The 13,538-nt window shown below is 52.6% G+C and carries 6 protein-coding genes and 3 pseudogenes; 4 read left to right on the top strand and 5 right to left on the bottom strand.

The genetic code is table 11. The features are described from left to right. Nucleotides 1-1,007: 1,007 nt before the first annotated feature. The 3 genes and pseudogenes from JNO11_RS20325 (at nucleotide 1,008) to feoB (ending at nucleotide 4,437) form a co-directional block, all read left to right on the top strand. Nucleotides 1,008-1,388 carry a YgiW/YdeI family stress tolerance OB fold protein gene (locus tag JNO11_RS20325; RefSeq protein ID WP_089415104.1) on the top strand — a complete coding sequence of 127 codons (381 nt, stop codon included), beginning with the start codon at nucleotides 1,008-1,010 and terminating at the stop codon, nucleotides 1,386-1,388. Nucleotides 1,389-1,883: 495 nt separating this feature from the next. Further along, nucleotides 1,884-2,108 (top strand): FeoA domain-containing protein, encoded by a 225-nt coding sequence (locus tag JNO11_RS20320; protein ID WP_022624265.1) that lies wholly within the window; start codon nucleotides 1,884-1,886, stop codon nucleotides 2,106-2,108. Further along, a pseudogene (gene feoB, locus JNO11_RS20315) lies at nucleotides 2,108-4,437 on the top strand (Fe(2+) transporter permease subunit FeoB). Before JNO11_RS20320 ends, feoB begins: the two are co-directional and overlap by 1 nt. 435 nt (nucleotides 4,438-4,872) lie before the next feature. Here feoB and JNO11_RS20310 read toward each other — a convergent pair. Beyond that, nucleotides 4,873-5,911: pseudogene (locus JNO11_RS20310) on the bottom strand (tyrosine-type recombinase/integrase). A 956-nt stretch (nucleotides 5,912-6,867) separates the two neighbouring features. Between JNO11_RS20310 and JNO11_RS20305 the strand changes: the two are divergent. After that, nucleotides 6,868-7,317 (top strand): SgcJ/EcaC family oxidoreductase, encoded by a 450-nt coding sequence (locus tag JNO11_RS20305; RefSeq protein ID WP_325177776.1) that lies wholly within the window; start codon nucleotides 6,868-6,870, stop codon nucleotides 7,315-7,317. A gap of 297 nt (nucleotides 7,318-7,614) precedes the next feature. Here JNO11_RS20305 and JNO11_RS20300 read toward each other — a convergent pair. From JNO11_RS20300 to JNO11_RS20285, 4 genes and pseudogenes are all read right to left on the bottom strand, one after another. Further along, nucleotides 7,615-8,835 (bottom strand): annotated as a pseudogene (locus JNO11_RS20300) (monooxygenase). Beyond that, nucleotides 8,828-10,288 carry an MFS transporter gene (locus JNO11_RS20295; RefSeq protein ID WP_325177755.1) on the bottom strand — a complete coding sequence of 487 codons (1,461 nt, stop codon included), beginning with the start codon at nucleotides 10,286-10,288 and terminating at the stop codon, nucleotides 8,828-8,830. Before JNO11_RS20295 ends, JNO11_RS20300 begins: the two are co-directional and overlap by 8 nt. A 356-nt stretch (nucleotides 10,289-10,644) precedes the next feature. Further along, nucleotides 10,645-12,054, bottom strand: coding sequence for an LLM class flavin-dependent oxidoreductase (locus JNO11_RS20290; protein WP_325177754.1), 1,410 nt, complete (start codon nucleotides 12,052-12,054; stop codon nucleotides 10,645-10,647). 68 nt (nucleotides 12,055-12,122) lie between these two features. After that, nucleotides 12,123-13,535 carry an FAD-dependent oxidoreductase gene (locus JNO11_RS20285; RefSeq protein WP_325177753.1) on the bottom strand — a complete coding sequence of 471 codons (1,413 nt, stop codon included), beginning with the start codon at nucleotides 13,533-13,535 and terminating at the stop codon, nucleotides 12,123-12,125. Between the last annotated feature and the right edge of the window lie 3 nt (nucleotides 13,536-13,538).

The raw sequence follows: 13,538 nt of genomic DNA, 5'->3' as shown, positions 1-13,538 counted from the left end.
CTTTCCTGTCGTTTCTTTTTAAGAAGATGCGGCATTATTCGCTGTGATTGTTAAACGACATGCTAACAATCCGGCAGTTTGCCTCTTTATCAGGATGAGAATGATCTGGATCAATATCATGGGTTGCTCAGGAGTAAGCAACCATGGCGGGTATTGATTGTTTTGCGACCAGTACTTGCGGAAGCGAAGGCAGAAGGTTGTACTGAGAGAATCAGGAAGAAAACCAGCAAGGTAGAGGAAAAGAAACTTAAGCTCGAATCCCAAAAATGAATCTGTAAGAAGCAAAGGCTGATGCTCAAAGACTGAACTAAACGCATTTATTCGTAGGCTCACGCTGGCGAATCTCCGAACTTCGGTAAATTCCGCATTTTCCTTTATCTCTTGTCAGTTTGGGGGGGGCATCAGGCTATCACCACTCTCTGAGAAAGTTGCAAAGCATATCGGCCTTTAACCACTCTCCTCTTCTGTTTATGCATTTTCAGACAGTATCAGGCAACATTCTTCCCCTTTTAATGCCAGAAAGGGCTGCATTCCGAATCGGAGCCGTTGTCGATACACTGCATACTCAGCGTTACCGGGTTCTGTTACTATCATCGGGAACCAGGCATAGAAAAAAACCACTCAGTTGAGTGGTTGTAAAAAAGAAAAAATAGTTAATGAGCAAAACTGCGATACATAATGTTTTAATACTGGGATATATCTATGCCAGGAAATAATATCCGTTAACAGACATGTTAGCTATGGAATTTATATGAAATGATGCAAAGTGAAAGCGTAACAATGACCATAATACACTGAATGTTAAAAATTCACCACTCACGTAACTGTTTATCGATTAATTTATTTTTTTAACAACATGGATTAAACTTTGATTGTTTTTCTGATGCGGATTTATCGTGCTCATCATGCTCATTACATTTTTAAAACACATGGAGGTAATCACTTTTCTTAAGATCCCGTTAAGATCTGCATCGTAAATTAGCCCGACAATTTTAACGGAGATAAGTATGAAAAAGATTCTTTTAGCAGCATTGTTTGCCGGTATGAGTTTTGGAGTTGCTGCACAGGAAGGTTTTGTTAATCCAGCAGGGCAGGGGTATTCTCAGGGCGGATTTAAAGGTCCGACACCCGGCGTCTCTTCTGTCGCTCAGGTTAAGACGCTGCGTGATGACGCATGGGTCGTTCTGGAAGGTAACATCATCAGACAAGTGGGGCATGAACTTTATGAGTTCAAAGATGCTACCGGAACGATTAATGTCGATATTGATGACAAGCGCTGGATGGGACAATCGTTATCACCGAGTGATAAAGTCCGTCTTGAAGGTGAAGTTGATAAAGACTGGAACAGTGTTGAGATTGATGTAAAAACGGTTCGGGTTCTTAAGTAATCCTTATTCGCTCATCACCTGGTGGTGGCCTGAAAATCAGGGCACTGCCATTGTGAAAATGATCCTTCCAGGACGCCTTTCTTTCATTACAGTAGCCGCAATTTAGTTACAACACCCTATTTGAGCAGATTACGTTACCGGCGATATCCTGCCAGATTGGTTTTTTTGATTAAACCTGAACGGAGCCGTTCTGTGAATCCGAGTGCTCATTGACTAGCCGCCCCGCACGGCCCGAAGGGCCGTAATAGTTATTTACGGCATATTGAATGATGTAACTAAATGGATACTCTCTGCTAGAGTGCGGGAATGATTCAACATTCTCCACATCCGCCTTTAACTGTTGAACCCGCGCCTGGAAGAACCCCCATTTAATGCGCTGTTGACCTGCCGTTGACCCTGACGGCAGTTTTCTTCTGCCTGCCCGATGCCAGATCAAAAACCGAAACGAGTATCATTTATAGAATGAGTGCTTCTTACTTTTAGGCAGGGCGTGATATGGCAATGAATATGGGCAGCACCTACCGGATCCTTGGCTATCAGCCATCGGTAAATTCCGCCTGGCGCCAGAAATTACTGACAATGGGCATGCTTCCCGGCGCAGTTATTGAGGTCATTCGCGTGGCGCCAATGGGCGATCCGGTGCAGATCTCTACCCGCCGTGTCAGCCTGGCGGTGCGGCAGCGTGACCTGGACGACATCATCCTGGAGGAAATCGTCTGATGAAGAAGATAACCATCGGGCTGATTGGTAACCCTAATACCGGCAAAACCACGCTGTTTAACCAGCTCACCGGTGCCCGACAGCGGGTCGGGAACTGGGCTGGCGTCACGGTTGAGCGCAAAGAGGGTCAATTTTTTACCGCGCAGTCAGATGTCAGGCTTATTGATCTGCCAGGCACCCGATCGCTGACAACGCTATCTGCTGAAAGCTCGATAGATGAGAGCATCGCCTGCCAGTATCTCTATCAGGATCACGCCGATGTGGTGATTAACGTCGTCGATGCCTCCAGTCTGGAAAGTAATCTGTTCCTGACCTTTCAGCTGCTGGAACTGGGCGTACCCTGCATTGTCGCCCTGAACATGCAGGATATTGCCGCCAGCCAGAACATCACTATTGATGTCGCAGCACTGTCAGCTCATCTGGGATGTCCGGTCATTTCACTGACCTCAACCAAAGGTGATGGCATTGCCCAGCTCAAAGCGCTGATTGACCAGCCCCATATTTACCGCGCACCTGAACGGGTACGTTATCCGGCCGCGATTGAAACGGCCATTGAGCAGCTCTGCCAACAGATGCCCGCCGCCATAGCCCCACAAAAACGCTACTGGCTGGCCTTGCAACTGCTGGAAGGGGATATCAACAGTCAGAAACTTTGTCCGGCGCTGGTTCCGCATTTGCCCGAGATTATGCAGCAGGCCGGAGGAGAGACCGGCGTACAGATTGCCGATTACCGCTATCGCACCATCAATGCGCTTTGCGCGGCAGTGAGTAACATTCATCACGCAATGCCCGCCGGTCTGACCCGCAGGATCGATAAAATTGTGCTGAACCGCTGGCTGGGCATTCCGATATTCCTGGCGGTGATGTATGTAATGTTCGTGCTTTCAATTAACATCGGTGCTGCGCTACAGCCACTGTTCGACAGCAGTTCGGTGGCGATATTCATTCATGGTGCGCAATGGCTGGGCTATGTCTGCCACTTCCCTGACTGGCTGACGGTTTTCCTGGCGCAGGGTATCGGTGCCGGTATCAATACCGTGCTGCCGATCATTCCGCAGATTGGCCTGATGTTCCTGTTCCTCGCTTTCCTTGAAGACTCCGGCTACATGGCGCGCGCCGCTTTTGTGATGGATCGTCTGATGCAGTCACTGGGCCTGCCGGGAAAATCCTTTGTGCCGCTGATTGTCGGCTTTGGCTGTAATGTCCCGTCGGTCATGGGGACACGGACGCTGGATACACCGCGTGAGCGTCTGCTGACGGTGTTGATTGCGCCTTTTATGTCATGTGGCGCACGGCTGGCGATTTTTGCGGTTTTCGCTGCGGCATTCTTTAACACCCACAGTTCCAGCCTGGTTTTCTCCCTCTATCTGCTGGGCATTGTGGTGGCCATCGCGACCGGGCTGGTGCTTAAGCATACCCTGCTGGGCGGAGAAGCCTCGCCGTTTATCATGGAGTTGCCGGCCTATCACCGGCCTCACCTCAAAAGCCTGCTCTTGCAGACCTGGCAACGGCTGAAAATGTTTGTGGTGCGAGCCGGACAGGTGATTATCCTGGTGAGCATGCTGATTGGCGTACTGAGCAGTTTTGCCTTTAATGGCCAGATGGTTAATGACATTAACCACTCTGCGCTGGCGGCGACCAGCAAAGCGATCACCCCCGTGCTGTTGCCGATTGGGGTCACTCAGGATAACTGGCAGGCAACAGTGGGGCTGGTGAGCGGCATCATGGCGAAAGAGGTCGTGGTCGGCACGCTCAACAGCCTTTACACCACAGAGGCAATCCAGAGCAGTCCATTTGATCCGCAGGCTTTTGACCTGCCTGGTGAGCTTAAAGAGGCGCTGACAGAGACCTGGGCGGGGTTAACGGCTGCCTTCAGAATTGATGCGCTGGCCCATCCCATCGATGCCAGTAAAGGCGATGGTGAGATGGCGACTGGTTCGATGGGCGTGATGTCTGCCAAATTTGGCAGTGGTTTTGCCGCTTACAGTTACTTAATTTTTGTCCTGCTCTATGTTCCCTGCGTCTCGGTCATGGGGGGCTATTGCGCGAGAAGCCGGTCAAAAATGGATGATGTTCTCATTCTTCTGGGGACTCAACATCGCCTACACCACGGCCACGCTGTTTTACCAGACCGTCACTTTTGCCGACCATCCTGCATTCAGTGCGACCTGCCTGATAAGCATGCTGGTGCTGAACGGAATCATCCTGCTGGCATTGCGAAAAGCGGGAAGCCGGGTGCAGTCAATACCGGTCATGCTCAGGGAGGAAAAGGGGGAGTTGCAGCGGCTGCCACGGCGGCTGTGATAAGCAGAAAGGCTTTGCCCGGTAAAAATATGTACTGATGACATTCACTCTTTCCGCTGCCGGCGATTCCTGGCCGCAGCGGACAGGTGAGGATTGTCCTGTTGATTATTCTTACGATTTGAAGCCAGAATAGTGGGATGATTAGCGGATGAGCAGTGACAAAGGCTGCATGACAATTAACCCGGTCAGAAGCATTATTCTTCCCGCTGAAGGCAGATGTTTACCAAAGCAACTCTGACCATGCACTGCAGCATGCCCTTATTATGGATAGCGGCTCCTGTTTTGCAGACAGATTCGCAGCATGCGGTATGGCAGTAAGAATAAATCAACTAAATCAGCCGGATGAGCGCTGTTGATACCCGCTTCAGCGTTCATCCGTACCGGCTTACACACAGGCTGTCCACTTTTTCTGTGGATAACTTCAGCCTGAAAAAGGACTTTATTCTCTTTTCAGGAGCCATCAGCCAGGATAATCAGGGTCACCATATTGCTCCATAAACTCCACCATGGCACCTTTGTGTGCATCCACATGGCGAATATAGCGCATCAGTGTTTCTGGTTTTTTCCACGTGCCTTCCTGCATGATCCTGGCAATCGGATAACCTTTATCTGCCATATCCTGCGCAGCTCCTACCCTGGCGCTGTGGCCACTCCAGCCGGTGTAGCGATTTTTGTTGGCCTTTACTGCGCCCTCTTTTCCGGCAGTGCGCCATGCCCGGCTAAAAATCTGTTCCAGTGCCCTTGTGCTCATCGGCTTTTCGGCAATCAGTGGCCGGCCAGACCGATGTACTGCAGTAAACAGCCAGGCATCAGGCTGGCTGGATAGCCCGGACGCTTCAATCCACTCTTCCAGTCGCTGAGTTGAACGGGCGCTGAGCGCCTTAATCAATCCGCCGGTCTGCACAATAGTTTTTGTCCATGCCACATCCAGAATGATGCGACCATCGCCGGCACGCATCACATCCCGCACCCGCAAACGCGACAGTTCACTGATACGCAGTAGTGTTGCATAAGCCACATGTAAAAAAAGCCAGATCGCGAAGCGCCTGAAGGTTATCAGAACCTGACCATTCTTCATCCAGCGCCAGCAGGTCACCCAGCCTGAAGGGCACGGCCTGGCCTGCCCGCTCTCCGTTGATCACCGCCACACGGTTTATCTTCTTCATCGTCCGGAAAACCAGCGGAGAGACATTGGGCACCGGCAATCCGGCGTTACGGTGTAACATCGAAATTAACGCCGCGTGTGAAGTGACGGTTGAGGAGGCCCGGCCGCTTTCAGCCAGAAAAGAGAGATAGTCACGCAAATCGTCTGCACTCATCGGCAGGAAGCTGCGCTGGTTATCTTCCGACCAGCGATTGCAGATTCGCATCACGCTAAGCAGCTGTCGCCAGGTGTTAGGTGAGAAAGCCTCTTTATCCTGAACGAACTGCCGGAGCCGCTCGGTGATATCGCTATTCCGGTCAACCGTCAGAGGGGTTAACGGTACTAACTCACTCATATTTGCTCACTTATCAACCAAAAACGCCGATGATCGCGCTACGTTAATTCTGAGAACTAAGCAGGGGGGATAACCGGGCAGAATTTACGTAGCGTTGTCATTTTCAGGGCGAACTTTACTGCTATCCATCTTAACCCGGCACCATCCCTATGTCATGACTTCGTATAAGAACAATTATACGAAGTTAGTATGGCGTAACCGATCCCGTCTGGCTTTTAACGGATTGACGCTCATCGCAGTCAGTCAGGGAAGGTATAGGTCACACGCTTTATCGATAGCTGAACGTAACTCACTGCGAGTTGTTCAAGTGAAACCACGATGCAAAAAAAATGTCTCAAACTAAGGCGCGTTTAAACCAAGGTATGAACGGTTTAATCATTATTTAAATAAATCAGCGCATCACGATGCTTTATTTTTCCAGCGCAATAATGACCAGGAGCATCATAATAGAGATGTTGAAAAATGGCAGACGACGTTAATTAGTTAGTCAGTTAAATTAATGACTCATAAAAAGGTTCCATATAACACTGCTCAAAGGCAATACCCTTTGAAAGTTTTATAGAGCACATAAATTAAACACAACTTCCCGATATTACGTTCATAGCTCTGAACAGGCGACATGTCATTTACACTACCAAAAGAGACCCAGGCATTAACCCTCAGAACAAAAAACTAAACACCAGCTTATCGCCGATTTAAATACCAGGCAGCACTTCCTTTCATCTATCTTGTTCCCCTGCATATCAAAAGCGTCGATAAGTATATGCATCAGCTTTTTAATCGAATAAAGCGGCTAATGTATTTATCGCAGCGGTCTTATTCTGGCTGATCAGCCGGATTAAAACGTATTAAAGAGTTATACACATTTTATGGCGGCGTCTGGAAGAACGCACAGAACGTCGGCTTCACTCAGGGTAAATATGAGGATGTTTTCATGAAAAAAAACGTTATTATCGCTGTGCCTTTTAGGTCTTTCCTGCGCCCCAGTTGTTACGCAGGCACAACAGTCCGTGGCCTGTGTCAGAGCCTCAGAGCAGGATGTGGCCAACCTGTTTGACGCCTGGAATGACTCTCTGGCAACCGGTGATGCAACCAAAGTCTCTGAATTATATGTCAGCGATGCCGTTTTGCTGCCGACCATTTCAAATCAGGTACGTCTGACCGATCAGGAACGTATCGATTATTTTAAAGATTTCCTGAAAAAAGGGCCGAGCGGTAAAATTGATTCCCGGACTATCAGAATCGGTTGTAATAAAGCGATTGATACCGGCGTTTATACATTTACTTTTAAAGATAACACGCACGTCACAGCACGTTACACTTTCACTTATGTCTGGGATGGTAAGGGCTGGAAAATCTCAACCCATCACTCTTCAGCTATGCCAGAGCCTGTAAGCAAGCCTTAAAACAGACGCACTGATGAAAAAAGAGCCAGCGTCATGGTGTGATGCTGGCTCTTTTTCCCTTTGCGCGAAAATAAACGCTCGGGCTTGAAGATAATAACGCCTGACTCATACTTAAGAAATGGCAATTAATATTCTTCGCATTTAGCGTGTCTGTTTCCTGTATCACGGACAGTATAAGTGCTATTAAATGGCCAGCATCAGTTTCCCATCCGAATAAAATGAAATCTGTCGGTTTGGTACTTCCATTGCAGGCTGATCAATTCCCAAACGCAAATATCTGCCCATGAAATAGCGGTTTTACACTCCATTTCCATTGCCTATCTGCCAGATGAAGGTCGGATCGGTGCCGTTCACCTCCCAGTCACCCACGTTACGTAGCTTGTAGATCACCGGATTGTGCGACGACACCGTTCGTGCATTACGCCAGTGGCGGTCGAGTGCCTTGCTGACTCGGGTATCAGATGCACCCAGCGCATTGAAGAATTCTGTTGCCGCACGCGTCACCAGCTCAACGGCCACCGCCTGTGCCTGAGCGGACTCTACTTCGGCCAGCACATTTGCCGCATGAAGCTGTGCCTCATCTGCGCCACTCAGTTGCAGCTCAAATGCCCGCTGCAACGAATGGGTCGCCCGGTCGACGGCGGCTTCGGCTGCCCATGCCCAGCTACTTATCTGACCAATCACCTGCAACACCTGCACATCCTGCTTCACCTGCGGCGCATTACCGTGGCTGTAAATACGCTTACGCTGCGCCACGCCCTGAGCAGCATCGCGCACCACCGCTCGCCCGATGCCCGCCAGCGTGGCCAGTAAGACATGCTGATAGAATGCCGTCTGATAGCGGAAACGCTCACTGAAATCATAGACATGTGGCAGTTCAACCCGGGCCTGATGAAAGCGCGTAGTACCACTGCCGGTCAGTCGCTGCCCGAAGCCATCCCAGTCATCATCGCGCTCCACCTCATTCTGGTGGGTGTTCACCAGGGCAATCACGTCACGACCGTTATCCGCGCGCTGAGCATAGACATCAATCCAGTCCGCATAGAGTGTGCCGGTGCTGTAGAACTTCTCACCGCTGATCCGCCATCCCCCCCCTCATCGGGAGAAACCTGAGTGTTGACCTCACCCAGCTTAACCGCGCCGATCTCGCTCCAGCCGCTGCCCACCAGCTCACCGTCCACAAAGCGGCGGAACCAGCGACGCCGATCCTCACTGGCTGGCTGGTTCAGGCGATCCTCAATAAATGCGAAGTGCGCACGCAGCGCCTGTGGCAGGTTCGAATCTGCCTCAGCCAGTTCGGTGAGCAGAGCAAATAACTGCGGCAGAGAAACCCCAAAGCCGCCTTCTTCTTTAGGGATACGCAGGGTGCCGAAGCGCGCCGCTTTCAGCCAGCTGATCGGCTCATGCAACAGTGTGCGTTCGGTTTCACGGGCACTTGCCCCCCTCAGCGATGCGGGCGAACAGCGGCCTGAAATGCTGAACCAGTTCGGCAAATTCGGTACGATTTAATTCAGACATGATCCTCTCCTGAGTCGGGTTGTTCATCGATGTCCTGTCGTGTCGGTTCAAAACGAATGATTAACAGGAAAATAATCGGGATAAGGGCGGCCAGTGAGACAATCCAGAACATATTGGTGCCGTAACGCGCCTGCAAAATTGGCAGAATAAACAGCGCCAGCGCGCTGCCCACACCAGAGAGCGAACGACTAAAGCCGACACCGGTGGCGCGTATGTGGGTCGGGTAGGAGAGCGCCGGATAGATCATCAACTGCGCGCCGGGTCCGAATCCCTCTGCAAAGAGCCACAAACCCAGCATCAGCACCGCAAACACCACGCCAGCTGTCGCCTGCGGATGACCGATCAATGCCAGCGAAATCAGTGCGATAAACTGCAGCGCAAATCCGGCGATCGCGACATGTCGTGAGGGGAATTTCCACGCCAGTCGCATCCCCAACAGCCCGCCGGTAAAGGCGAACAACGCATTCAGTCCCAGCGAGGCAGAGATAGTTTCAAATACGCCCGCGCCGAGAAATTGCGCCAGGATAGAGGGCAGGAAGAAAGCGATGGCGGTGTATTCAAACGAAATACAGACGTTCATCACCGCACTGACGACCGTGCGCTCCAGATAAGGCTTCTGAAACAGTACGCGGAAATGCACTTTCGGCGTCGCTTTCACCGCATCGGTTTGAGCGGGCGGCTCCTCATGCGCAACAATGCCGTAAGAGTCACGCAGAATACGCACCGCACCGCTCAGGTCGCCCTGATTCGCCGCCCACAGCGGTGACTCATTCATAAACTTACTGCGCACCGCAATAATCAGTAGCGCCGGTACGGCGCCAAACAGCAACGAGGCGCGCCACAGCCAGTCGATATGTTCGGCGGGCAGCAGGAAATAGAGTGCAAAAATAATAAAGAAGCAGGCAGATGAAGCGGCATACCACATCGGGCACCAGGCTGCGAGGCGCGATGCTTTATTGCCCTTGCCAGAGAACTTAGAGAATTCTGCCAGATAGGCCATGGCAACCGGCAGATCGATCCCGACGCCGACGCCCATCAGAAAACGGGCACCAATCAACACCCAGACGTTGGGAGCCAGACCTGCCGCAATGGCGGAGACGACAAAAAACAGCATGTCCGCCATAAACACTGAGTAACGGCCATATTTATCGGTCAGCCAGCCGCCGATCAGATTACCCACAATGGTGCCGATCATGATTGACGACGTCACCAGGCCCGTGAGTACCGGGGTTAAACCAAACTCCTTCACCACATCATCGATGCCGTAGGAGAGGGTAGTGAGATCGTAGGCATCAAGAAACACGCCGCCCAGCGCCAGGAAAACAATCCAGCGCGCATAGCTGTTTTTTTCGGTGTTACTGTTAATCAGCCGGGCCACATCACTCACCGATCGAACCGGTTGAGAGTGAGGCGGTGGCGCAGTTAAGGTGTTGTCAATTTCTAATGTACTCATCGTATCCTCGTTATTATATTCAGCAGGTAACGAGGGTTTTATATGAATTCCTGGCATAGTTAACAACCAACAAAATAAGATAACTATTATAATTAATTCAATAAGATAGGATTATATTTCACCCACACCAAATCCCACATGAAATATAAAATTCATCCGGTAGCATTCAGCGAAATTTTGTTTTTATACTGCTGAAACGGGTGAGGTTTCAGCAGTACTGGCAGACCGGTTCAGCAACGGTTAATAGCAATGACCGGTCCGGTAATGCCTGTCATCAACCGGCGACAAGACGCACTCATGCCTCTTTGCGCTTTGCTATGCGCCGGTTATTCATGCCGGACAGCCAGCCGTCTCTGTTATGAAACTTCCACCCTGGCTGCTGGCTGTTCCACACCAGCACTCCGGCGATAACCGGCACCCGGATGCGGCAACGCCAGCCGCGGCCCCTGGCCAAATAACTTTTCACGCAGCGTGCCGGGCTGATACTCCTGCTTGTAGACGCCACGCTTTTGCAGTTCCGGCACCAGCAGTTCCACCACGTCAGTAAAGGTTTCGTGCGTCACGGCGTAGGCGAGGTTAAAACCATCGACGTCTGTCTCTTCGACCCAGCTTTGCAGCTCATCGGCCACCGTTTCGGCGCTGCCCACCAGCAGCGGACCAAATCCGCCAATGCCCACCCAGTCTGCCAGGCCCTGCACCGTCCATTGGCGGTTGGGATCGGCAGTGGAGAATGTCTCAACCGCCGACTGAATCGCATTGGTGTGCAGATGTTTCAGTACCTGATCCGGCTGATACTGCCCGAAATCAATGCCGGTCCAGCCTGAGATCAGCGCCAGCGCGCCTTCGTAACTGACATAGCGTTTGTACTCCTGCCATTTGGCCTGCGCCGCCAGGTCGGTTTCGCCAACAATGACTGTCTGCACGTTGAAGATCAGTATGGAACGGGGATCGCGTCCCGCTTCAGCGGCTCTCCGGCGAATATCCGCCACGGTTTTCTTCAGCAGCACTTTCGAAGGGGCCGCTACGAACACGCATTCGGCATGCTCCGCCGCAAACGCTTTACCGCGGCTGGAGGCGCCTGCCTGGTAAAGTACCGGCGTGCGCTGCGGCGAAGGTTCACACAGATGGATGCCGGGCACCTGGAAGAATTTACCCTGATGATTAATCGGATGGATTTTATTCGGGTCGCTGAAAATATGACGTTCACGATCGCGCAGGACCGCGCCATCTTCCCAGCTTCCCTCCAGCAGCTTATAGATAACCTGCAGATATTCATCGGCATAGTCGTAGCGCGCATCGTGGTCGGTCTGAGCCTGATGTCCGATATTACGCGCACCGCTTTCCAGATAGGAGGTTACAATATTCCAGCCAATGCGGCCTTTGGTCAGATGATCCAGCGTCGAGATCCGTCGCGCAAAAGGGTAGGGGTGCTCAAACGACAGTGAGGCGGTCAGGCCAAAGCCCAGATGTTCCGTAACCAGCGCCATCGGCGTGATTAACGCCAGCGGATCGTTTACCGGCACCTGCGTGGCGTGCCGAATCGCGGCCTGGTTATTGCCGTTGAGCACGTCGTAGACCCCAAGCACGTCAGCAATAAACAGTCCATCAAACCTGCCGCGCTCCAGCAGGCGTGCTAAGTCGGTCCAGTACTCCAGATCTTTGTACTGCCAGGAACGATCCCGGGGATGCGCCCATAAGCCGGGCGATTGATGACCGACACAGTTCATATCGAAAGCATTCAGGCGAATTTCACGTTGCGATGACATAGCGACTCCTGGGCGGATGCGGCAATCGCTTGCCGCCCACCTTTTAGTGATTGTTCCAGAAGGGTGATTCAGTAGATGAGTGAGCCGGGACATCGCTCGCTGATGGGCAGCGGCGTGGTGGAGAGTAGCTGCCGTGCTACGGACTCAGCATGTTCTGCAACCTGCGGTAATCCCATGAGTTCGCCAAAGCGACCACGCGCGGCAGGCCCGGCTACATAGAGATGAGGATTGGCATCACCCTGCGCATTCAGCGTCTGTGACAGCGCGTTAACCTGGATGCCCAGCGCCAGCGGGTCGGGCTGAATCACGCCGTCGCCGTGGAGCTGGCGCAGCAGCGCGTTACTTTTAAGCAGTGCGTTGTGCGCTGGCCCGGTGGTGACAATCACTTTTTCCACCACCCGGATTTCTGATTGCGCTCCACGCCGGCGCAGCGTCAGCTGAAGATTGTTTCCCACCGCTTCCGCGCCCATCAGACGCGCCGCCAGCAGTGACAACTGACCGCTCGCCTGCTGCTGGTTGAGTATCTGGCTTACCTGCGGGGCAATCCGGTAGCGGTGAACATCCCACCAGGGGCGTAGATGGTGCAGAAAACGCTGCTGCTCATGCAGTGAAAGGCTCTGCCAGATACGCTGGCCGTTACGGCGGATATCATCCAGCACCAGCTGCCAGGGGAGATTTAACGCGGCTGCCTGTTTTACCTCCTGACGCACCCGATGTAACCAGCCACGTGCGCTGGCGGGCTGTGGCTGACTGTAATCCAGGGTGTAGCTCTCATCGCTGCCGCTCAGGTTGGCTCGCGGCAGCTGTCCACGGCGTGAGAAGGCGGTAATCTCTCCGCGATGCTGCTGGCGATGCAGCGATGCCACCACATCGGACATGGTCAGCCCTGAACCGATAATCGCTACCCGATCGTCAGGTGCGACCTGTGCCAGCGCGCCATTCTGCCAGGGATTGGCAATCAACCCCGGATGCCCCTGTAAGGGCTTCAGCAGCGCAGGCAGGTCCGGCAGTGGATGGCTGATGGCCAGCACCACCTGATCGGCCCGGATCTTCTGCCCTGAGGCTGTGGTCACTACACCATGCTGCAGCGCAACCGCGCTATCACGCAGATGACTAAGTTTTACCGGCGAATGCTGCTGCTGATGCACAAACTGCGCATTGACCCAGCGACTAAACTCCCCGCGTTGCGGGTAGACATTGCCGTCACGCCACAACGCGTCCGGGTCGGCCTGAAAGGCGGGCGATGCGCGATAGTCGCGGTCAAATATGCCCTCCTCATCCCCAGCGAGCTGCATTCTGGCGGCTGGCACATTGATGCGGTGGGCCGGATCGGTGGTGCCGTATGCCACACCCTGAGCAAGCTGCGCTCGTGGTTCAATCACCGTCACATGCAACCCTGCCTGGCCAGCCCGGGCCAGATGGATCGCCAGCGCGGTGCCGGTAAAACCACCGCCGATAATGACTATCTGCTGCTGTGACATAAG

Origin of the sequence: Pantoea sp. 1B4 (assembly GCF_016925765.1) — a bacterium.
In the GTDB taxonomy this organism is placed as follows: domain Bacteria; phylum Pseudomonadota; class Gammaproteobacteria; order Enterobacterales; family Enterobacteriaceae; genus Pantoea; species Pantoea agglomerans.
Note: the sequence above shows the minus strand (reverse complement) of the source record. Positions and strands in the feature narration are given on the sequence as shown.